At 60.4% G+C, this 20622-nt stretch carries 21 protein-coding genes and 1 pseudogene; 20 read left to right on the top strand and 2 right to left on the bottom strand.

The features are described from left to right. The first annotated feature begins 5 nt into the window (after positions 1 to 5). From murJ to trmB, 17 genes and pseudogenes are all read left to right on the top strand, one after another. Complete coding sequence (murJ, locus tag O3W47_RS17665; protein ID WP_269314271.1) at positions 6 to 1595, top strand: murein biosynthesis integral membrane protein MurJ; 1590 nt, start codon at positions 6 to 8, stop codon at positions 1593 to 1595. Next, positions 1595 to 1999: a VOC family protein gene (locus O3W47_RS17670; RefSeq protein ID WP_269314272.1), complete on the top strand. Its 405-nt coding sequence runs from the start codon at positions 1595 to 1597 to the stop codon at positions 1997 to 1999. Before murJ ends, O3W47_RS17670 begins: the two co-directional genes overlap by 1 nt. A 103-nt stretch (positions 2000 to 2102) precedes the next feature. After that, a complete protein-coding gene (gene trpS, locus O3W47_RS17675; RefSeq protein ID WP_080818064.1) occupies positions 2103 to 3167 on the top strand; it encodes a tryptophan--tRNA ligase in 1065 nt (354 codons plus the stop codon). Positions 3168 to 3281: 114 nt separating this feature from the next. Further along, a complete protein-coding gene (locus O3W47_RS17680; protein WP_003503758.1) occupies positions 3282 to 3773 on the top strand; it encodes a universal stress protein in 492 nt (163 codons plus the stop codon). A gap of 146 nt (positions 3774 to 3919) precedes the next feature. After that, a complete protein-coding gene (locus O3W47_RS17685; protein ID WP_080818062.1) occupies positions 3920 to 4483 on the top strand; it encodes a NifU family protein in 564 nt (187 codons plus the stop codon). Positions 4484 to 4502: 19 nt separating this feature from the next. Beyond that, entirely contained in the window at positions 4503 to 5171 is a 669-nt protein-coding gene (tsaB, locus tag O3W47_RS17690; protein WP_269314273.1) for a tRNA (adenosine(37)-N6)-threonylcarbamoyltransferase complex dimerization subunit type 1 TsaB, read from the top strand. 52 nt (positions 5172 to 5223) lie between these two features. Further along, the gene (locus O3W47_RS17695) at positions 5224 to 5718 is read left to right on the top strand and encodes a GNAT family N-acetyltransferase (RefSeq protein WP_127756773.1); all 495 of its coding nucleotides are present in this window, start codon (positions 5224 to 5226) and stop codon (positions 5716 to 5718) included. 64 nt (positions 5719 to 5782) lie between these two features. After that, entirely contained in the window at positions 5783 to 6211 is a 429-nt protein-coding gene (locus O3W47_RS17700; RefSeq protein WP_003503749.1) for a Fur family transcriptional regulator, read from the top strand. Positions 6212 to 6241: 30 nt separating this feature from the next. Next, positions 6242 to 7036 carry a lysophospholipid acyltransferase family protein gene (locus O3W47_RS17705; RefSeq protein ID WP_269314274.1) on the top strand — a complete coding sequence of 265 codons (795 nt, stop codon included), beginning with the start codon at positions 6242 to 6244 and terminating at the stop codon, positions 7034 to 7036. A gap of 65 nt (positions 7037 to 7101) precedes the next feature. Further along, entirely contained in the window at positions 7102 to 8541 is a 1440-nt protein-coding gene (miaB, locus tag O3W47_RS17710) for a tRNA (N6-isopentenyl adenosine(37)-C2)-methylthiotransferase MiaB (protein ID WP_269314275.1), read from the top strand. 40 nt (positions 8542 to 8581) lie between these two features. Further along, on the top strand, positions 8582 to 9637 hold the full coding sequence (locus O3W47_RS17715; RefSeq protein WP_080818056.1) for a PhoH family protein: 1056 nt from the start codon (positions 8582 to 8584) through the stop codon (positions 9635 to 9637). A gap of 10 nt (positions 9638 to 9647) precedes the next feature. After that, complete coding sequence (gene ybeY / locus O3W47_RS17720) at positions 9648 to 10154, top strand: rRNA maturation RNase YbeY (protein WP_269314276.1); 507 nt, start codon at positions 9648 to 9650, stop codon at positions 10152 to 10154. Positions 10155 to 10169: 15 nt separating this feature from the next. Further along, positions 10170 to 11315 carry a hemolysin family protein gene (locus tag O3W47_RS17725; RefSeq protein ID WP_080818054.1) on the top strand — a complete coding sequence of 382 codons (1146 nt, stop codon included), beginning with the start codon at positions 10170 to 10172 and terminating at the stop codon, positions 11313 to 11315. A gap of 223 nt (positions 11316 to 11538) precedes the next feature. Then, positions 11539 to 13127, top strand: a pseudogene (lnt, locus tag O3W47_RS17730) (apolipoprotein N-acyltransferase). Positions 13128 to 13260: 133 nt separating this feature from the next. After that, a complete protein-coding gene (locus O3W47_RS17735) occupies positions 13261 to 13680 on the top strand; it encodes a helix-turn-helix domain-containing protein (protein ID WP_026363797.1) in 420 nt (139 codons plus the stop codon). Between the two features lie 190 nt (positions 13681 to 13870). Further along, positions 13871 to 15133, top strand: a complete 1263-nt coding sequence (gene metK / locus O3W47_RS17740; RefSeq protein ID WP_003520054.1) for a methionine adenosyltransferase — start codon at positions 13871 to 13873, stop codon at positions 15131 to 15133. A gap of 171 nt (positions 15134 to 15304) precedes the next feature. Further along, on the top strand, positions 15305 to 16003 hold the full coding sequence (gene trmB / locus O3W47_RS17745) for a tRNA (guanosine(46)-N7)-methyltransferase TrmB (RefSeq protein ID WP_078051327.1): 699 nt from the start codon (positions 15305 to 15307) through the stop codon (positions 16001 to 16003). 12 nt (positions 16004 to 16015) lie between these two features. Here the strand turns inward: trmB and O3W47_RS17750 are convergent, their stop codons facing one another. Next, complete coding sequence (locus tag O3W47_RS17750; RefSeq protein WP_137002806.1) at positions 16016 to 16915, bottom strand: ribokinase; 900 nt, start codon at positions 16913 to 16915, stop codon at positions 16016 to 16018. Positions 16916 to 16968: 53 nt separating this feature from the next. Then, positions 16969 to 18162: a DNA recombination protein RmuC gene (locus O3W47_RS17755; protein WP_162936737.1), complete on the bottom strand. Its 1194-nt coding sequence runs from the start codon at positions 18160 to 18162 to the stop codon at positions 16969 to 16971. Between the two features lie 148 nt (positions 18163 to 18310). Here O3W47_RS17755 and def point away from each other — a divergent pair, with 148 nt between their 5' ends. Genes def through truA form a run of 3 tightly spaced genes read left to right on the top strand, consistent with a single transcriptional unit; the run spans position 18311 to position 20607 of the window. Beyond that, a complete protein-coding gene (gene def / locus O3W47_RS17760; RefSeq protein ID WP_003503724.1) occupies positions 18311 to 18823 on the top strand; it encodes a peptide deformylase in 513 nt (170 codons plus the stop codon). Between the two features lie 45 nt (positions 18824 to 18868). Further along, the gene (fmt, locus tag O3W47_RS17765; protein ID WP_269314277.1) at positions 18869 to 19804 is read left to right on the top strand and encodes a methionyl-tRNA formyltransferase; all 936 of its coding nucleotides are present in this window, start codon (positions 18869 to 18871) and stop codon (positions 19802 to 19804) included. After that, the gene (gene truA / locus O3W47_RS17770; protein WP_269314278.1) at positions 19804 to 20607 is read left to right on the top strand and encodes a tRNA pseudouridine(38-40) synthase TruA; all 804 of its coding nucleotides are present in this window, start codon (positions 19804 to 19806) and stop codon (positions 20605 to 20607) included. Before fmt ends, truA begins: the two co-directional genes overlap by 1 nt. The last annotated feature ends 15 nt before the right edge of the window (positions 20608 to 20622 follow it).

Here is a 20622-nt window from a genome sequence, read left to right on the forward strand (position 1 = left end):
CGATCATGAGCCTGATCGGCAAGTTCGCCACCGTCGGCACCGCCACGCTCGGCAGCCGCATCTTCGGCTTTCTGCGAGAAACCCTGATGGCAGCCGCCGTGGGCACTGGCCCGGTGGCGGATGCCTTCAATGCTGCTTTCCGTTTTCCGAACACCTTCCGGCGCCTGTTTGCCGAAGGCGCGTTCAACTCGGCTTTCGTGCCGCTTTTCGCCAAGGAAATCGAGGCGAATGGCATGGAGGGCGCCAGACGCTTTTCCGAAGAGGTCTTCGGCGTTCTCTTCACCGTGCTTCTGGCCCTGACGATCCTGATGGAACTGTCGATGCCGTTCATCGTGCGCACGGTGATCGCGCCGGGCTTTCTGGAAGACCCGGTGAAGTTCGAAAACACCGTCCATCTCGCCACCATCATGTTTCCCTATCTCGCCTGCATGTCTCTGGCGGCGATGATGGGCGGCATGCTGAACTCGCTGCATCGTTATTTCGCAGCGGCAATCGCGCCCGTATTCCTCAACATCATCCTCATCGGCGTGCTCGCTTTGGCATGGTGGAAGAATTACGATCCGCTTCAGGTAGGTTATGCGCTCTCCTGGGGCGTGATGGTGGCAGGCCTGGTGCAGCTTGCCATCGTCTGGATCGCCGTGCGCAATGCCGGCATGCGCATCGGTTTCCGCAGGCCCCGGCTGACGAAGAATGTGCAGCGCCTTCTGGTCCTTGCCCTGCCGGCGGCCATCACCGGCGGCATCACCCAGATCAATCTTTTGATCAACACCAATATCGCATCTGCCGGCGAAGGCGTAATCTCCTCGCTTGCCTATGCGGACCGGATCTACCAGCTGCCGCTCGGCGTCGTCGGCATCGCGGTGGCCACCGTGCTTTTGCCGGAGCTGGCGCGGGCGTTGCGCGGCGGGCATATGGTGGAGGCGGGAAGCCTGCAGAACCGCTCGGTGGAATTCGTACTGTTCCTGACATTGCCCGCTGCCGCAGCACTTCTCGTCATGGCGGAACCCATCGTTCGTTTTCTTTACGAGCGCGGCAATTTCTCGCCTTCGGCCACGATCACCGTCGCGCAAATCCTCGGCATCTATGGTCTTGGTCTGCCCGCTTTCGTGCTGATCAAGGCCTTTATTCCCGGCTTCTTCGCCCGTGAGGATACGCGCACACCGATGATCTTCGCGGCGATTTCCGTCGTCGTGAACGTCTCCCTGGCGCTGACGCTCTTCCCGCGCCTTGGCGGTCCGGGCATCGCCATTGCCGAAATCACTGCCGGCTGGGTCAATGCCGCCCTGCTGTTCGGCATGCTTTTGTGGCGCGGACACTGGCATGTGGATATTCCGCTGCTCACCCGCATTCCGCGTTTGCTGCTGGCAGCCGCCTTGATGGCCGGTTTCGTGCACTATGCGCTGACATGGCTGACTTTCGAACTGTCTTCCGCCTCGTCCATTCTCGTGCGGGCCGGCACCATCATGGCTCTCGTCTTTGCGGCCATGCTGGTTTATTTCGTGCTTGCTTTCGTTTCGGGCGGTGCCGATATCGGCATGGTCAAACGAGCCATCCGCAAGCGCGGCAAGAAGAACATCGAGACGGAGGCGGGCTGATGTCCTTCGCCGAGAACCGCCGCATCGCGCTCGTCACGCTTGTCGTGGATAACTACGATCGGGCGAAGGCGTTTTATTGTGACATTCTCGGGTTCGAATGCCTTTCCGATCAGCCGCTTGGCGACGGCAAGCGGTGGCTGGTGGTGAAGCCGCAAGGCACCGAGGGCGGCGGCCTGCTGCTTGCCGAGGCGGACGGTGAACAGCAGAGGCTTGCCATCGGTAACCAGACCGGCGGGCGTGTCGGGTTTTTCCTGCATACCGATAATTTCCAGCGCGATTATGAGACCATGCTCGCCCGCGGCGTGCGCTTTCTGGAAGAACCGCGCCACGAGGTTTACGGCTCCGTTGCGGTCTTTGCCGATCCTTATGGAAATCGTTGGGATCTTCTGGAACCGCGCGGCTGACAGGCCCTGAAACCGCTTGATTGCCGGGGGCTGCGGGTGCATAAGCGCGCGTGCAATTCCAACCATGGGGCGGGGCCCTCCACAAGCCTTTTCGAGGACGACAATGAACGCATTCAAGCCGCTGGTTTTCTCGGGCGTCCAGCCGACCGGCAATCTGCATCTCGGTAATTATCTCGGCGCCATCCGCAAATTCGTGGCGCTGCAGGAAGATAACGACTGCATCTATTGCGTCGTCGACATGCATGCCATCACCGCCCAGCTCGTTCACTCGGACCTGAAGGCGCAGACCCGTTCGATTGCGGCCGCCTTCATCGCCTCGGGCATCGATCCCGTAAAACATATCGTCTTCAACCAGTCGGCCGTGCCGCAGCATGCGGAACTCGCATGGGTGTTCAACTGCGTGGCGCGCATCGGCTGGATGGAACGCATGACGCAGTTCAAGGACAAGTCCGGCAAGAATGCCGAGCAGGTCTCGCTCGGCCTGCTCGCTTATCCGAGCCTGATGGCCGCCGACATTCTCGTCTATCGCGCCACGCATGTTCCCGTCGGTGACGACCAGAAGCAGCACCTGGAACTTGCCCGCGATATCGCCCAGAAATTCAATATCGATTTCGGCGATCATATCCGCAAGGCGGGCCTCGGCCTCGACATTACGGTTGGCGATGAGCCGGTGCACGCCTATTTCCCGATGGTGGAGCCGCTGATCGGCGGTCCTGCACCGCGCGTGATGTCGCTCAAGGACGGCACCAAGAAGATGTCGAAGTCCGATCCCTCCGATCTGTCGCGCATCAACCTCATGGACGATGTCGACGCGATCTCGAAGAAGATCAAGAAGGCGAAGACCGATCCGGATGCGCTGCCGAGCGAAGTGGAAGGCCTGAAGGGCCGTCCCGAGGCCGAAAACCTGGTCGGCATCTATGCCGCGCTGTCCGACAGGACCAAGGCGGACGTTCTTTCCGAATTCGGCGGACAGCAGTTCTCGGCCTTCAAGCCGGCCCTCGTCGAGCTTGCGGTCAATGTTCTGGCCCCCGTCAACAACGAGATGCGCCGTCTTCTCGATGACCCGACCCATATCGACGCCATCCTCAAACAGGGTGGCGAGCGGGCGCGTGCCATCGCCGAAAAGACGATGAACGAGGTGCGCGACATCATCGGCTTCCTGCGCTGACAGGTCGCTGCTGCGCGAATGCGGCGGGCGGTTTGCGCCTGCCGTGATTTGATATAATCTCCGCCCGAACCGTCGGGCGGTTTTACGGATCACGGCGGACCTAGGGAGTGCAGAATGGTTTCAAAACGGCTGTCGCGTCTGGAAGGGCATCGTCGCAAATTTCTTGCAGTTATCGATGACACACCGGAATGCGAGAGGGCCGTGCACTATGCCGGTCGTCGCGCCAAGAACTCCAACGGCGGGCTGGTGCTGCTCTACATGATCCCGGAAGGCGATTTCCAGCAATGGCTGGGTGTCGAACAGATCATGCGAGCCGAGGCGCGTGAGGAGGCGGAAGCCACGCTTGCCAAAATCGCCCAGAAGGTGCGCGAGACCATCGGCATCGAGCCGGAAGCGGTGATCCGCGAAGGCAGCGCCACCGAGCAGATTCACGGGCTGATCGAGGAAGACCGCGATATCGCGATTCTCGTTCTGGCAGCAGGCTCGACGAAGGAAGGGCCGGGACCGCTTGTTTCTTCCATCGCCGGACGTGGGGCAGCCTTTCCCATTCCCGTCACCGTGCTGCCGGATACGCTGTCGGACGAGGAAATCGACGCGCTCTGCTGATCCGGGTCCCGGACAAGATTTAGGGGGCTGACGATTTCTTGAATGTAATTATCATGTCAGGGCTTGAAGTGCAGCTTCGCCGGGCGTATTTTTTGGAAGAATTCTAAATTGCGGGGCGTGAATGGCGACCTCGAAGGAGACAGACGATGTTCATTCAGACGGAAGCCACGCCGAACCCGACGACGCTGAAGTTCCTGCCGGGCAAGGTGGTTCTGGAAAGCGGGACAGTTGAGTTTCTCAACCCGTCGCAGGCGCAGGCTTCGCCGCTGGCGGAACGCCTCTTCACCATTCCCGGCGTGACCGGCGTTTATTTCGGTTTCGATTTCATCACCGTCACCAAGGACGGCGCGGAATGGCAGCATCTGAAGCCCGCCATTCTGGGCTCCATCATGGAGCATTTCATGTCCGGTCGCCCGATCATGGGCACGGCAATCGCTGCCGAAGTCTCGGATGAGGAAGGCGAGTTCTTCGAAGAGGGTGACGAAACCATCGTCGCCACCATCAAGGAACTGCTGGAAACCCGCGTCCGCCCCGCCGTGGCGCAGGATGGCGGCGACATCACCTTCCGCGGTTTCCGCGATGGCACGGTGTTCCTGAACATGAAGGGCGCCTGCTCGGGTTGCCCGTCCTCCACCGCCACGCTGAAGCATGGCGTTCAGAATCTGCTTCGCCATTTCGTGCCGGAAGTGCGCGAAGTCGAAGCGGTATAAAAGCGCAAGCCAGGTCATCATGATTGTTCTCGCACTCGACACCTCAGGTGTGGATTGTTCCGCCTGCGTTTATGACAGCGCCTCCGACAGGGTGCTCGGCGAGGTATGCGAAACCATCGGCAAGGGCCATGCCGAAAGGTTGATGGCGGTGATCGACGGTGCTCTGGGGCAGGCACAACTGTCGCTCCAGAATGTCGGGCGCATCGCCGTGACCATCGGGCCGGGGTCTTTCACCGGTATCCGTGTCGGGGTTGCCGCCGCGCGCGGCTTTGCCCTGTCGCTCGGCGTCGAGGCCGTGGGCGTCACCACGCTTGAAACGCTGGCGCTTCATCATCTGCTTGCAAATCCCGGCCGGCCCGTGGCCGTCGGGCTGGATGCCAAACGCGGCGAAGCCTATCTCCAGACATTCGGTGCAGATGGATCGCCGCTGCGCGATGCCGCGCTTCTGTCTCTGGACGACGCCAAAACGATTACTACCGGTTTCGATGGCGTCGTTATCGGTTCAGCCGCGCCGCTTTTGGCGGGGTTGGAGGCGGGTTCGGGACCGGATCACTTCCCGATCGCCTCGGTCGCGCGTGCCGGAGCGCGCAAGCCGGCTGGTCAGCCGAAACCCGCGCCGCTTTATCTGCGCGGGCCGGATGCCCGGCCGCAGACCGGTTTTGCGCTGGCACGTCAGGTCGTTGCCTGATAGGGCATTCCTCGACATGTGCGAATGATTCCTGTGATGCCCGATTCCTGTTATGTTTGACGACTATCTGACCTGGAAACCCTATTTCGAGATCGTGCCGATGCAGCATGAGGATTGCGCCGCGGTGGCGGAGCTGCATGCGCTACGCTTTCCGCGCCCTTGGAACGACGGGGAGTTTTCCGGGCTGTTGACGCAAGGGTCGGTTTTCGGTGCTGTCGCACGCCAGACCAACGCCTTTTTCAGCAAGCCGCTCGGTGGTTTCGTGCTGGCGCGGGAAGTGGCGGGCGAGGCGGAAATTCTGACCGTTGCCGTGGCCGACAAATTCGCACGCGTCGGTCTCGGCTGGCGTCTGATGCAGTCGGCCATCCGCGAAGCGATGATGCGCGGCGCCGAAACCATGTTCCTTGAGGTGGATAACAATAATGCCTCTGCGCTGGGGCTTTACAGGAAGCTCGGCTTCAAAACCGTCGCGGAACGCAAGGCCTATTACACCGCAAAGGATGGAACGAAGTCGACGGCGCTTGTCATGCGCCGCGATCTTCGCTAGTTCCCTGCGACAGGCATTTTTTCGGCGAAAGCCGCAAACCGGAATTCTCAAAAGGCCAGAAGACGTGACAGACCTTTCGAAAACGCTGGAGGAGCTTTGTGCCGAACGCGGCATGCGGATGACCGACCAACGCCGTGTCATCGCCCGCGTCCTTCAGGAGTCAGCCGACCATCCCGATGTCGAGGAGCTTTACCGCCGTTCCTCCGCCGTGGATCCGCGTATCTCGATTTCCACCGTCTACAGAACGGTGAAGCTGTTCGAGGATGCCGGCATCATCGAGCGTCACGATTTTCGCGACGGCCGTTCGCGCTACGAGACCGTGCCCGAGGAACATCACGATCACCTGATCGACCTGAAGAACGGCGTGGTCATCGAATTTCATTCGGCCGAGATCGAGGCCCTTCAGGAAAAGATCGCCCGGGAACACGGCTTCAAGCTCGTGGATCACCGCCTGGAACTTTACGGCGTGCCGTTGAAGCCCGGCGAACACTGAGACGCCGGTGAACAAGCGGTCTTTCCCATCATGATGTGGCTGCGGACAGCCTATATTGCGGTCGCTCTCCTGATCGTCACGCTCGTCTTGCTGCCGCTTCAACTGCTGGGCCTTGCCTTCGACTGGCGGCTTCGCCGTCGCATTCCGCGCCTCTGGCACCGTATCGCCTGCCATGTTCTCGGCATCCGTGTGCATGTGCACGGCGATGTGGAGCGGGCGAAACCGCTGATGCTGGCGGTCAATCACGCCTCGTGGAAGGACATTCTCGTTTTGGGCAGCATTGCCGACGTGGTGTTCATCGCCAAGACGGAGGTGCGGGACTGGCCGGTATTCGGCTGGCTTGCCCGCTTGCAGAAAAGCATCTTTGTTCAGCGTGAGCAGAAACGCAGCACCGGCGCGCAGGTGAGCGAGATCGCCAGCCGCATGGCCGATGGCGAGATCGTCGTTTTGTTTCCTGAAGGCACCACCTCGGACGGCAACCGCATGCTTGCCGTCAAATCCTCGCTGTTCGGTGCGGCCTCCACCGCCGCTGAACAGGTTCCGGGCAAGCTGGTTTATGTGCAGCCGGTCGCCATCGCCTATACAAGGGTGCAGGGCATGGCCATGGGGCGTTACCATCGCGTCATCGCCGCCTGGCCGGGCAGCATCACGCTGGTGCCGCATCTGCTCGGCATCATCAGGGCCGGCGCCATCGATGTCGACGTGACATTCGGTGACAGCGTTCCGTTTCACAGCACGGATAACCGCAAGCGCCTGGCGACCGATATCGCCGCCTCCATCCGCTCCATGCTGGCCTTCAGCCTGCGCGGCGGCTGGCGGAAATAGCGAGATCGTAGCTTTTCCGGCATTTTTCTGTTTAATCTGGCCGTGAAAAACACTAGATAGCCGCCATGACCCAGGAAACGCTTGGCCTTGAGGCCCCACCCATGATCGCCCGCGAGGGTTCGAACAGCCAGCCCGCATCCATCGCGCGCGATGGGGCAAACAGCAGAAAGGTCTTCATCAAGACCTACGGCTGTCAGATGAACGTCTACGATTCCGTCCGTATGAGCGATGCGCTGGCGAAGGACGGTTACGTTCAGACAGAAGATATGGGCGAGGCGGATCTGGTGCTGCTGAACACCTGTCATATCCGCGAAAAGGCGGCTGAAAAGGTCTATTCAGCGCTCGGCCGCCTGCGCGACATGAAAAAATCGCGCGAAGAGCAGGGCCGCGAATTCATGATCGGCGTTGCCGGCTGCGTGGCGCAGGCGGAAGGCGAGGAAATCCTTCGCCGTGCGCCCGCCGTCGATGTCGTCATCGGCCCGCAGACCTATCATCGCCTGCCGGACGCCCTGAAGCGGGTGCGCGGCGGCGAGCGCGTCATCGAGACCGAATATGCGGTCGAGGATAAGTTCGAGCATCTGCCGGTGGCCGAAAAGGCGACGCTGCGCACGCGCGGCGTAACAGCGTTTCTGACGGTGCAGGAAGGTTGCGACAAGTTCTGTACCTTCTGTGTCGTGCCCTATACGCGCGGTTCGGAAGTCTCCCGCCCCGTGCGCCAGATCGTCGATGAGGCGATGAAGCTCGTCGATGCCGGCGTGCGCGAGATCACGCTGCTTGGCCAGAACGTCAATGCCTGGCAGGGCGAAGGTCCGAAGGGCGAAAAATGGGGCCTTGCCGAACTGCTTTACCGGCTGGCGGAAATTCCGGGCCTTGCACGGCTTCGCTACACCACCAGCCATCCGCGCGACATGGACGAACGCCTGATCGGCGCGCATCGCGATCTGCGTATTCTCATGCCCTATCTGCATCTGCCGGTGCAGTCCGGGTCGGATCGCATTCTGAAAGCGATGAACCGTCGCCATACGGGTGAGGAATATATCCAGCTTATCGAAAAAATCCGCGCCGCCCGCCCTGATATTGCCATGTCGGGAGACTTTATTGTCGGTTTCCCCGGTGAGACGGATCGCGATTTCGAAGATACGATGGCGATGGTCGAGACGGTGAAATATGCGCAGGCCTTCTCGTTCAAATATTCCACCCGCCCCGGCACGCCGGGAGCCGATCTCACCGATCAGGTTGCGGAAGAGGTGAAGGCCGAGCGGCTGGAAAGATTGCAGGCCCTGTTGCTGCGGCAACAGAAGGAATTTGCGGAATCGCTGGTCGGAAAAACCATGGATGTGCTGCTGGAAAAGCCCGGCCGCATGCCTGAGCAGTTGATAGGTCGCTCTCCGTGGCTGCAATCCGTGAATCTTGATGCAAAGACTTTGAAAATCGGTGACATTGTTAATGTACGAATCACCGCAACGGGTCCAAACAGCTTGTTTGCCGAGGTGGCAGGGAGTTAGAGTGAGGAGCCGACACTGATTGGGACAGGAGCCTGACCGCTTGAACGCACACGAATTGGTATCAAATTCATCGCGCCAGCCACGCCAAGCCGCGACCGACGCCAATCACTTCGTCCTCACGTTCGAGAATAACAGGATAGCGGGAGAGCTATTCGGTCAGTTCGATCAGAACCTGAAGCTTCTGGAACAGCGCCTCAATATCGACGCTCGCCCGCGCGGCAATTCCGTCGCCATCACCGGCGATGTCGTTGCCACCAATCAGGCTCGTCGGGCGCTGGATTTCCTTTATGAACGGCTGCTCAAGGGCGGAACCGCCGAGGTTTCCGACGTGGAAGGCGCGATCCGCATGGCCATGGCCGCAGACGACCAGCTGACCTTGCCGACGATGGAACGCAAGGCGAAGATTTCCATGGCGCAGATTTCCACCCGCAAGAAGACCATCGCTGCCCGCACGCCGACACAGGACGTCTACATGCGGGCACTGGAACAATCCGAACTGGTTTTCGGCGTCGGCCCCGCCGGCACCGGCAAGACCTATCTGGCCGTCGCTCATGCGGCGCAGCTTCTGGAGCGCGGCGCGGTTGACCGCATCATCCTGTCGCGCCCCGCGGTCGAAGCGGGCGAACGTCTGGGCTTTCTGCCGGGCGACATGAAGGAAAAGGTCGATCCTTATCTGCGTCCGCTTTATGACGCGCTTTATGACATGATGCCGGGCGACAAGGTGGAGCGCGCCATTCAGGCGGGCGTCATCGAAATCGCGCCGCTGGCCTTCATGCGCGGTCGCACGCTGGCCAACGCCGCCGTCATTCTGGACGAAGCCCAGAACACCACGACCATGCAGATGAAGATGTTCCTGACCCGCCTAGGCGAGAACGGCCGCATGATCGTGACGGGTGACCCGAGCCAGGTGGATTTGCCGCGCGGCGTGAAATCCGGTCTTGTCGAGGCACTGCAAATCCTTGGCGATGTGGAAGGCGTGTCGGTCGTGCGCTTCAAGGATGTCGACGTCGTGCGTCATCCGATGGTGGCGCGCATTGTCCGGGCGTATGAATCCCACACGGCGGTGCCGGATGAAAGCCTTGTGAAGGGCAACTGACGTAAAGACAATGACAGCTCTGGATATTCAAATCAGCGTCGAGGCCGAAGGCTGGTCCTCGGAAGAGGATTTGCTGGCCTTTGCTACCAGGGTGCTGGACGCGGCGGTCGATTTTCTGAAGCGGGAAGAGGAGCAACCCTTCCCGAAAATGCCGGTGGAGCTGTCGCTGGTCTTTACCGACGATGAAAATATTCGGGAAATCAATGCCGAGTGGCGCGACAAGGACAAGGCGACCAATGTCCTGTCTTTCCCCGCTTTTCCGCTGGAACCGGGCGGAATGCCAGGCCCCATGCTGGGCGATATCGTCATCGCGCGCGAGACGGTTGAACGCGAGGCCCTTGAACTTGAGAAGAGTTTCGGGGATCATCTGACCCATCTGCTCGTTCATGGGTTCCTGCATTTATTTGGTTATGACCACATGGACGAGGAAGAAGCGGAAGAAATGGAGTCGCTTGAGACTCGCATTTTGGCGGTGCTTGGCCTATCTGATCCATACGCGGGTCAGGAACCGCTTTGAATATTGTCTGGAGCCATGAACGAACATTCTGCACGACCTGCCAATGAGGGCAGAGAAAACGGCGAGCAGTCCTCTTCGGAGGAGGGCAGTAGTCACTTACGTCACGACTACAACGCCAAGCCGAAATCGACCATCTGGTCACGCATCGCACGGTTGCTGAAACCATCCCAGGGCGAGCGCCTGCGCGAGGATTTGACCGACGCGCTGATGGACGACACCGAAATCGGTGCGGCCTTTTCGCCCGAAGAACGGGCGATGCTGAACAATATCCTGCGTTTCCGCGAGGTTCGGGTCGAAGATATCATGATCCCGCGTGTGGACATCGACGGTCTCGATGAGAATATGACGATTGGCGATGCGCTGATCCTCTTCGAGGAAACCGGGCGTTCCCGCATGCCGGTTTATGACGAGACGTTGGATAATCCGAAGGGCATGATCCACATTCGCGATCTGCTGGCCTATGTCGCCAAGCAGGCCCGCAATAAACGCCGGGCCGGTTCGCGAAGCGTCGCCTACGGTGAGGTGAAGGCGCCTCGTTCACCGCGGCCGAATTTCGACCTGGCACGTGTCGATCTGGAGCAGACGGTCGCCGCTGCCGGGCTGGTGCGCAAAATTCTTTTCGCACCGCCCTCGATGCTCGCGTCCGACCTTTTGAAGACGATGCAGGCCCAGAGAACTCAGCTTGCGCTGGTGATCGATGAATATGGCGGCACCGACGGTCTCGTCAGCCACGAGGATATCGTCGAGATGGTCGTGGGTGACATCGATGACGAGCATGACAAGGACGAGGCGATGTTTTCGCGTCTTTCCGCCGATGTGCTTGTCGCGGATGCACGCGCGGAACTCACCGAACTTGCCGAGGTGATCGGGCCGGAATTCGATGTTCGCGAACATCTGGAGGAAATCGATACGCTCGGCGGTCTCATCTTCTTCGCGCTCGGCCGCATTCCGGCCAAGGGCGAGGTGGTCCGGGCCGTGCCCGGTTTCGAGTTCCAGATTCTCGATGCGGATAGCAGGCGTATCAAGGGCGTTCGTATCGTCCGGGATCATGGCTCCGAAGGTGAGGATGATCGCGCCCCGGGCGAAGCGGGCGCCAATGAGGTGATTGCGTTGCCTGCGCCGGATGTTCGACTTATCACGCACCAGCAGAACGCCGATTAAGAAAGGTCGACGGGTTTTTTCCCCGTCGCTTCCACCTTTCGATATATCAATCCGACAGGTATGAATGCCCGTGTTCGGCGTCGAAAAGAACAAGTGGCGCTTCGGTCGCCATGCCTCCTGTGGACTGCGAATCTTTTTTCCTTTACGTCGGGTCTGAGGGGAAATTCCGTGGCGCGGCCTTGTCGGCTGCGGGCTTTTCCGGACGCGCATAAACGGAGATGGCATGGAGCGTCTTGCAGGCAGGGTAATGCTGGCCGGTGGCATGAGCCGCGCAGTTATGGCGATTGCCGCAGGTGCGGTCGGGGCGCTCGCTTTGCCTCCATTCGGCTTTTTCGCGGCGCTTTTTTTGTCTTTCACCCTGCTTGTCTGGCTCGTGGATGGCTGCACCGGCAAGCCGGGCGGCGGCCTCTTCAGCCGCATCCTGCCGGCTTTCGGCATCGGCTGGTGTTTCGGGCTTGGTTACTTCGTCGCGGGCCTGTGGTGGCTCGGCAATGCTCTCCTGCTGGAGGCCGATGAATTCGCCTGGGCGCTGCCGCTCGCCATTCTTGGCCTTCCCGCTTTCTTGGCGTTGTTCTACGGTTTTGCGGTTGCCGCAGCCAATCTCCTCTGGTCGGAGGGCCTCGGCCGTATCGCTGCACTTGCTGCCGCCTTCGGCTTTTCGGAATGGCTGCGCAGCTTCCCGGCCACCGGCTTTCCGTGGAACGCTATCGGCTACGGCATCATGCCCATCCCGATCATGATGCAATCGGCACATCTGCTTGGCCTTTTCAGCATAACGACGCTTGCGGTTTTCATCTTCGCCTCGCCCGCGCTGACAGGCACGAAAAAAGGCATGTGGCCGGGTCTCGCCGTGGCGGGGCTGCTGCTGGCCGGCCATTTCGGCTATGGCTTTTACCGTCTCCAGACGCCGGCGGAGGTGCCAGCGGACGCACTGACCGTTCGGATCGTGCAGCCTTCCATCGATCAGTCACGCAAGATGCTGAACACGGACAGGGCGGAGATTTTTGGCGAGCATCTGCGGCTCTCTGCTCTGCCGCCCGGCGAAGGGAAAAAGCGCCCCGATATCATCGTCTGGCCCGAAACCTCCGTGCCGTTCATTCTGACGCAAAATCCGGATGCTCTGGCGGAAATCGCCAAAACCCTGGAGGATGGGCAGGTGCTGTTCACCGGCGCCGTCAGAATGGAAGATCAGGGAGCAGGCCGCCCGCCGCGTTATTACAATTCGGTCTATGCGATCGACAGCCAGGGCGAGATCATTGGCGCGACCGACAAGGTGCATCTGACCCCCTTTGGTGAATATGTTCCCTTTGAAGGTATCCTGCGGGAATTCGGCATCGACAATGTCATCGCCCTGCCGGGGGCTTTTCCGCCGCTTCCTCGCGCACGCCGCTCACGCTCCCTTCGGGCAAGACCTTTTATCCTCTCATCTGTTACGAGATCATTTTTCCGGGTGAGATGACGCCGGGGCTGGCCGGCTCGGCCGCTATCCTGAATGTGACCAATGATGGCTGGTTCGGCGACACGCCCGGCCCCTATCAGCATTTTCTGCAGGCGAGGGTCCGGGCCGTTGAGACGGGCGTGCCGGTGATTCGCGGTGCCAATACCGGAATTTCCGCCGTCATAGATCCCTATGGCCGCATTATTGCGGGGCTCGATTACGGTCGGGTGGGAATTGTTGACGCCACTTTGAGTGGTGGGTCAAACGACGCATTTACTTACGACACACATCGGACGTATTTCTGGTTGATTTTTTCTATCTTGATGATCGTTGCGGTATTTCCCGCCTTGAGTTTCGCTCGGCGCCAGAATTGACCGGGAACCCCTGTAATTGCATAGTGAATACGTCAGTCGTAAAACAAGTTTAGACGCTGTCGAATTGCCGACTCATTTCTTCGAATAGTAATGAAGCGAGATATCAACCCTTTCCGAGTGTCAGGACCGCATGATGACCGAGAATAAGAAAAAGCCTAACCCCATCGACATTCATGTCGGAAGCCGAATTCGCCTTCGCAGAACCATGCTCGGAATGAGCCAGGAGAAGCTGGGTGAAAGTCTCGGAATTACCTTTCAGCAAATCCAGAAATATGAAAAAGGCACGAACCGCGTTGGCGCCAGCCGCCTCCAGAATATTTCCGCGATCCTCAATGTGCCCGTTTCCTTTTTCTTCGAAGATGCACCCGGCGATCAGGTCGGCGGTACGACCGGCATGGCGGAAGCGTCGAGCTCCAATTACGTGGTCGACTTTCTGTCCTCGGCTGAAGGTCTGCAACTGAACCGCGCCTTCGTGAAGATCGCCGACCCGAAGGTTCGCCGCCGCCTCGTCGATCTCGTCAAGGCGCTCGCCGCCGAGGGTGACGCTGAGTAAGCGCAACCCGCGCGACGCAGAAAATTTCCGGCACGGGATGCCGGGCACTCAACGGTCCGCAAGGACCGTTTTTTTGTGCGCGATTAGAAAGGAATTCTCACATAAAGATATATTTATGTGGTTGTGTCCTTGTTTTTCGCGGCCGAAATGACTAACAAACTCCAAGACCGTTCTTTGAGGGGAATCCCGCATGCGTGCCAATTATCTGTTCACCAGCGAGTCCGTGGCCGAGGGTCATCCGGACAAGGTTTGTGACCGTATTTCCGATGAAATCGTGGATCTCATCTATCGTGAAGCGTCCAAGACGGGCGTTGATCCCTGGACCGTGCGCATCGCATGCGAAACGCTTGCGACGACCAACCGCGTCGTTATCGCCGGTGAGGTTCGGGTTCCCGATACGCTTCTGAAGAAGGACAAGGACGGCAAGGTTCTCAAGGACGCCGCTGGCCATCCGGTCATCAACCCCTCGAAGTTCAAGTCCGCCGCCCGCAAGGCGATCCGCGACATCGGCTACGAGCAGGATGGTTTCCACTGGAAGACCGCCAAGATCGACGTTCTCCTGCATCCGCAGTCGGCTGATATCGCGCAGGGCGTGGACAACGCCTCCGACAAGCAGGGCGACGAGGGCGCCGGCGACCAGGGCATCATGTTCGGTTACGCCTGCAAGGAAACGCCGGACCTCATGCCGGCTCCGATCTATTATTCCCACCGTATCCTGCAGCTGCTTGCCACCGCCCGTAAAAGCGGCGAAGGCGAAGCGGCAAAGCTCGGCCCCGACGCCAAGAGCCAGGTCACGGTTCGTTACGTCGACGGCAAGGCGGCGGAAGCCGTATCCATCGTTCTGTCCACGCAGCATCTCGATGCAAGCTGGGATTCGAAGAAGGTTCGCGCCGTTGTCGAGCCCTATATCCGCGAAGCTCTGGGCGACCTGAAGATCGCCGACGATTGCCAGTGGTATATCAACCCGACCGGCAAGTTCGTCATCGGCGGTCCCGATGGTGATGCCGGCCTGACGGGTCGCAAGATCATCGTCGACACCTATGGCGGCGCTGCGCCCCATGGCGGCGGTGCATTCTCCGGCAAGGACACGACCAAGGTCGACCGTTCCGCCGCCTATGCCGCCCGTTATCTCGCCAAGAACGTCGTGGCTGCCGGCCTTGCCGAGCGCTGCACGATCCAGATTTCCTACGCAATCGGCATCGCCCAGCCGCTGTCGATCTATGTCGATCTGCATGGCACCGGCAAGGTCAGCGAAGATCAGGTCGAGGCCGCGATCCGTAAGGTCATGGACCTTTCGCCGTCGGGCATTCGCCGTCATCTCGATCTCAACAAGCCGATCTACGCCAAGACGTCTTCCTACGGCCATTTCGGCCGCAAGGCTGGCCGTGACGGCTCCTTCTCCTGGGAGAAGCTCGATCTGGTGAAGCCGCTCAAGGAAGCTTTGAGCGCTTGAAGCATTTCCAGTAAAATTGCGTAGCGGTTTTACGTCCGGAAAATGCGTCAACCAGATATCGCGCTTGTTATTTGACGGCGATTGAGAGATACCGTCACCAACTTTTGTAACCCGCACAGCGCCTCATGTGGCGCTGTGCGGGTTAAGTCTATTTGTTCTTGAGAGTATGAGATGACGGAAGAACGGCGTTCGCGCGCGACGGAAGCGTTTTTTGGCAGACGCAAGGGCAAGCCCCTGCGCAATCAGCAGGTCGATACAATCGAGAACCTGTTGCCTTTGCTGAAAATCGATCTGGAAAGCGCCCCGCCGCAAAATCTCGCCGCTCTTTTTCCCGCGGATGTGCGGTCGATCCGTCTGGAGATCGGTTTTGGCGGGGGCGAGCATCTCGCCCACCGCGCGGTTGAAAACCCGGAGACGGGTTTCATCGGCGTGGAGCCCTTCGTCAATTCCATGGCCAAGCTGCTGGCCGCCGTGCGCGAACGCGAGTTGATGAATATCCGCCTTTACGACGACGATGCGACGCAATTGCTGGACTGGCTGCCCGAGGGATCGATCGATCATATCGATCTTCTCTATCCTGATCCGTGGCCGAAGAAGAAGCACTGGAAGCGTCGTTTCGTTTCAGACGTCAACCTTGCCCGCTTCCATCGCGTGCTGAAACCCGGTGGAAAGTTCTGCTTCGCTTCCGATATCGATACCTACGTCAACTGGACGCTGCAGCATTGCGCCCGCCATGGCGGCTTCGAATGGACGGCGACGAGCGCCGATGACTGGCGCACGCCCTACGCCAACTGGCCGGGCACGCGTTATGAGAACAAGGCGAAAAGAGAAGGCCGCAGCTCGGCCTATCTCACCTTCATTCGCCGTTGAGCGGCTGATCCCTCAGAGGGCCGCATCCACTTCCGCTGCAAGCGGAATGGAAGGCTGGGCGCCGGCGCGGGTGCAGGCGAGCGAACCTGCGACGGCGGCGCGCTTCAGCGCCTTCTCGAAATCCATCCCCTGATCGAGGCTCGCGGCGAGATAACCGCAGAAGGTGTCGCCCGCACCGACCGTATCGACCGGTTCGATCTTGAGGCCGGAAGCCCGGAAAACCTTGCCGTTGCGCATCGCGATCACACCATCGGCGCCAAGCGTCACGATCAATGTCTGGCCGGTCCTGTCATGCAGGGCTTTCAGTTCGTTTTCCCGCTCAGAACCGGAAAGTCCGTTCTTTCCGAGCAACAATTCGAACTCGGTTTCGTTGGCTATGACGATATCGGCAAGGCCCGCAAGGCGGGGGCCATCGGCGGTCAGTGGCGCGGTATTGATGACGGTGGTGACGCGCTTTGCCTTCGCAGCCGTCAGCGCCGCTTCGATAGCGGACGCGGGTATCTCGAACTGCAGCATCAAAATATCGCCCGCCGACATTTCCGCCAGGGCTTTCGCGGCGTCGGATGCGGAGACTTCACCGTTGGCGGCGGGAATGACCGAGATCATGTTTTCCCCGCCTTCGCCGATAAGGATCACTGCCGTCCCCGTAGGGCCGGGCGTGGTCTTCACCAGTGAGAGATCGGTGCCGGCGTCGCGCAGCAATGTCAGCGCCGGCGCGGCAAAGGTGTCATCGCCCGCAGCTCCTGCCATCTTGACGGTGGCGCCCGCACGCCGTGCGGCCAGCGCCTGGTTGGCTCCCTTGCCGCCGGCGGCCGTGGAGAAGGTGTCGCCCGTCACGGTCTCACCCGGCTTGGGCAGGCGTTTGGCGGTGGCGACGAGGTCCATGTTGATGGAGCCGAAAACAGTAATCATGGAGGGCGTATCCGTATAGAATTCAAGCAAGGCGGCGACTTTGCCCGAGCGGATCACTCGTCGTCAACCACCCGCAACTTTGCCGTTCCCGCCCTGTTCTCGGCAAAGCGTCGAGCCTGCTCGATTTCCCCATGCGAAGTCTCTTTTTCCGTCGGTGAAAAATCGAGACCCTCGATTTTCTGGCCGCGCGCCAACACCTTGTCGGAAGAGATCAGCATCATGTCGATATCTTTTTGGGCCAACCCAAAATGGGCCTGCAGCTTGCGCGTCCGGTCGTCCAGCCGCCGCACATCGTCCATGAGAAGGGCGACTTCGCCCTGAATGAGATGTGCCTGCTCGCGCATGCGCTGATCCTTGAGCACGGACTGGATGACCTGTACCGACAGCATCAAGAGCGATGGCGAAACGATGACGACGCGGGCGCGGTGGGCGCGCTGCACCAGATATTCGAAATGCTGGTGGATATCGGCGAAGATCGATTCGGACGGCACGAAGATGAAGGCCGTATCCTGCGTCTCGCCGCGGATGAGGTATTTCTCGGCCACATCGCGAATATGCACTTCCATATCGCGGCGGAACTGCTGCACGGCGGCGCGTTTGGTTTCGGGCGTCTCGTCCGCCTTGATGGCGTTCCATGCCTCCAGCGGAAACTTGGCGTCGATGACGAGCGGCGGGGCATTGTTGGGCATCTTGATGGTGCAGTCCGGCCGATAACCGTTCGAAAGCGTCGGCTGCAACTGGAAGGCCCCGGCCGGAAGCGCATCGGCAATCAGCGTCTCCATGCGCGCCTGTCCGAAGGCGCCGCGCGTCTGCTTGTTGGAAAGAATGGCCTGCAGCCCGACGACGTCCTTGGCCAGATCCTGAATATTGCCCTGCGCGGCGTCGATGACCGCGAGGCGCTCCTGCAGGCGGCTCAGATTCTCATGCGTCGACCGGGTCTGCTCCGTCAGTGTTTCGCCAAGGCGCTGCGACATGCCGTCGAGGCGCTGGTTCAGCGTCTGGCTCATCTCGGTCTGGCGGGTGCCGAGCGTTTCCGCCATGGCGGCGATGCGGCCATGCAGTTCGGACTGTGTTTTCAGGAGGTCGGAGATTTCGCCATCGGCTCCCGCTTTTTTCCCACGGCTCGCCGTCACCAGCCAGGTGGCGACCAGACCGAAAACCAGAGCCGCGAGCAGCGCGCCGAAGCTGATGTCGACGGAGCCGGCCCGCAGCGCGGGATCGAGGAGAACGGAGAAATCTATGCTCATGATTAAATCTAGCAGGTTTCTTGTGATTCGGAAGATCAAAACAAGAACATTCCTGCGGCGGAAATGAGTCGGGCGGGACGGATACCGGAGGCGGTTTGAACCTCGTGTTTTTTATTTCCTCCGCGCAAGAGATACGTTATGGGAAGCCATGACCATCAAACCGCTTATCATTTTGCCCGATCCCGTGCTGCGCCAGCAATCGAAACCCATCGAAAAGGTGGATGCCGAGGTGCTGCGTCTTGCCGACGACATGCTGGAAACCATGTATGATGCGCCGGGTATCGGCCTCGCCGCCATTCAGATCGGCGTGGCGCGCCGCATGCTGGTGATCGACGTTGCGCGCGAGGGCGAGGAAAAGACCCCGATCGTCTTCATCAATCCGGAAATCCTCAAGGTGTCGGACGATGTCTCGACCTATGAGGAAGGCTGCCTCTCCATCCCTGATTATTACGCCGAGGTCGAGCGTCCCGCGTCGCTCACGGTGCAATATGTCGGCCGTGACGGCAAGCAGCAGACGGTGGAGGCGGATGGCCTGCTCGCCACCTGCCTGCAGCACGAGATCGATCACCTGAACGGCGTTCTCTTCATCGACCATATTTCGCGGCTGAAGCGCGACATGGTCATCAAGAAATTCACGAAAGCGGCCCGCGCAAAGATCTGATCCGTCCTCTCTGGACCGGAATGGACGACAGGGCAGGGGGCGACGATGGCTCTTCGCATCATTTTTATGGGTACGCCGGAATTTTCCGTTCCCACCCTGCGTGCACTGGTGGAGGCCGGCCACGAGATCGTTGCGGTCTACACCCAGCCGCCGCGTCCCGGCGGCCGTCGTGGCCTCGATCTACAGAAGTCCCCGGTGCATCAGGCCGCCGAACTGCTGGGCCTGCCCGTACTGACGCCGGTGAACTTCAAGGCAGAGGAAGATCGCCAGAAGTTTCGGGATTTCAATGCCGATGTGGCGGTTGTCGTGGCTTACGGGCTGCTGCTGCCGGAAGCGATCCTCAGCGGCACGCGCCTTGGCTGTTATAATGGTCACGCCTCGCTGCTGCCGCGCTGGCGCGGCGCTGCCCCCATCCAGCGCGCGATCATGGCCGGCGATGCCGAAACGGGCATGATGGTCATGAAAATGGAGAAGGGGTTAGATACCGGCCCCGTCGCGCTGACCGCAAAGGTCGCGATCGATGAGAACATGACCGCCGGAGAATTGCACGACAGCCTGATGCTGGCCAGCGCGCGGCTGATGCGGCAGGCTATGGACAAGCTGGAATCCGGCGACCTGCCGCTCGTCACGCAGGCGGAAGAAGGCGTTCTCTACGCCGCGAAGATCGACAAGGGCGAGACCCGCATCGATTTTTCGAGGCCGGCGCAGGACGTGCATAATCACATTCGCGGCCTTTCGCCATTTCCCGGCGCATGGCTGGAAATGGACATCGGCGGCAAGGCGGAACGCGTGAAGGTTCTGGCCTCCGAACTGGCTAGCGGCATGGGAGAGGCGGGCGCGGCGCTCGATGACGCCCTTACCATTGCCTGCGGCAGCGGCGCCGTGCGGCTCACCCGTCTGCAAAAGGCGGGCGGCAAGCCGATGTCGGCGGCCGATTTCGTGCGCGGCACACCGGTTCCGACCACAACGAGGCTCGGCTGATGCCACGTTTCCGCATGACCGTCGAATATGACGGCACGCCCTATTATGGCTGGCAGAGACAGGATAACGGCCCCTCGGTTCAGGGTGCGCTGGAGGCTGCGGTTTGTTCACTGACGGGAGAGAGCGTCTCCATTCGCGGTGCGGGCCGTACTGATTCCGGCGTGCATGCCGTCGGGCAGGTCGTCCACGTTGATCTTTCCCGAGACTGGGAGCCCTACAAGCTGCGCAACGCGCTCAATGCGCATCTCGCCATGGCGGGCGAAGCGGTGGCCGTCCTCGATACCGCTTCCGTGACCGAGGATTTCGACGCCCGGTTTTCCGCCCTTCGTCGGCACTACCTTTACCGCATCATCTGCCGCAAGGCCCGGCTGGCGCTGGAGCACAAGCGGGCATGGTGGGTGTCGAAGGACATGGACCATGAGCGCATGCATGAAGCGGCCCAGATGCTCGTCGGCCGGCATGATTTCACCACCTTCCGCTCCGTGCATTGTCAGGCGAACAGCCCCGTGCGCACGCTCGACCGGCTGGATGTGACGCGCACCGGCGATCTCATCGAGATACGTGCGACGGCGCAGAGCTTCCTGCATAACCAGATCCGTTCTTTCGCGGGCACGCTGAAACTGGCGGGCGAAGGCACGATGACGCCGGGGGATGTGCGCGCCGCGCTGGAGGCGCGCGATCGCAAGGCCTGCGGCCCGGTCGCACCGCCGGACGGTCTCTATTTCATGCAGGTCGATTATCCCGACGTCATTCCGCCGAGTCGCAGGTACCCTGAAGCCGATATGGCTGAGGACGCGGACTGACCGTGAAAACCCACG

The organism is Agrobacterium sp. LMR679, assembly GCF_027157905.1.
Taxonomy (GTDB): domain Bacteria; phylum Pseudomonadota; class Alphaproteobacteria; order Rhizobiales; family Rhizobiaceae; genus Agrobacterium; species Agrobacterium leguminum.

What these genes read in the sequence shown, in the direction of transcription:
- trpS (WP_080818064.1), top strand. Translation starts at nt 2,103, where the DNA reads ATGAACGCATTCAAGCCGCTGGTTTTCTCGGGCGTCCAGCCGACCGGC.
- fmt (WP_269314277.1), top strand. Translation starts at nt 18,869, where the DNA reads ATGGCTCTTCGCATCATTTTTATGGGTACGCCGGAATTTTCCGTTCCC.
- tsaB (WP_269314273.1), top strand. Translation starts at nt 4,503, where the DNA reads ATGATTGTTCTCGCACTCGACACCTCAGGTGTGGATTGTTCCGCCTGC.
- murJ (WP_269314271.1), top strand. Translation starts at nt 6, where the DNA reads ATGAGCCTGATCGGCAAGTTCGCCACCGTCGGCACCGCCACGCTCGGC.
- truA (WP_269314278.1), top strand. Translation starts at nt 19,804, where the DNA reads ATGCCACGTTTCCGCATGACCGTCGAATATGACGGCACGCCCTATTAT.
- O3W47_RS17685 (WP_080818062.1), top strand. Translation starts at nt 3,920, where the DNA reads ATGTTCATTCAGACGGAAGCCACGCCGAACCCGACGACGCTGAAGTTC.
- O3W47_RS17670 (WP_269314272.1), top strand. Translation starts at nt 1,595, where the DNA reads ATGTCCTTCGCCGAGAACCGCCGCATCGCGCTCGTCACGCTTGTCGTG.
- O3W47_RS17755 (WP_162936737.1), bottom strand. Translation starts at nt 18,162, where the DNA reads ATGAGCATAGATTTCTCCGTTCTCCTCGATCCCGCGCTGCGGGCCGGC.
- miaB (WP_269314275.1), top strand. Translation starts at nt 7,102, where the DNA reads ATGACCCAGGAAACGCTTGGCCTTGAGGCCCCACCCATGATCGCCCGC.
- metK (WP_003520054.1), top strand. Translation starts at nt 13,871, where the DNA reads ATGCGTGCCAATTATCTGTTCACCAGCGAGTCCGTGGCCGAGGGTCAT.
- O3W47_RS17750 (WP_137002806.1), bottom strand. Translation starts at nt 16,915, where the DNA reads ATGATTACTGTTTTCGGCTCCATCAACATGGACCTCGTCGCCACCGCC.
- O3W47_RS17735 (WP_026363797.1), top strand. Translation starts at nt 13,261, where the DNA reads ATGACCGAGAATAAGAAAAAGCCTAACCCCATCGACATTCATGTCGGA.
- trmB (WP_078051327.1), top strand. Translation starts at nt 15,305, where the DNA reads ATGACGGAAGAACGGCGTTCGCGCGCGACGGAAGCGTTTTTTGGCAGA.
- O3W47_RS17695 (WP_127756773.1), top strand. Translation starts at nt 5,224, where the DNA reads ATGTTTGACGACTATCTGACCTGGAAACCCTATTTCGAGATCGTGCCG.
- O3W47_RS17680 (WP_003503758.1), top strand. Translation starts at nt 3,282, where the DNA reads ATGGTTTCAAAACGGCTGTCGCGTCTGGAAGGGCATCGTCGCAAATTT.
- def (WP_003503724.1), top strand. Translation starts at nt 18,311, where the DNA reads ATGACCATCAAACCGCTTATCATTTTGCCCGATCCCGTGCTGCGCCAG.
- O3W47_RS17705 (WP_269314274.1), top strand. Translation starts at nt 6,242, where the DNA reads ATGATGTGGCTGCGGACAGCCTATATTGCGGTCGCTCTCCTGATCGTC.
- ybeY (WP_269314276.1), top strand. Translation starts at nt 9,648, where the DNA reads ATGACAGCTCTGGATATTCAAATCAGCGTCGAGGCCGAAGGCTGGTCC.
- O3W47_RS17725 (WP_080818054.1), top strand. Translation starts at nt 10,170, where the DNA reads ATGAACGAACATTCTGCACGACCTGCCAATGAGGGCAGAGAAAACGGC.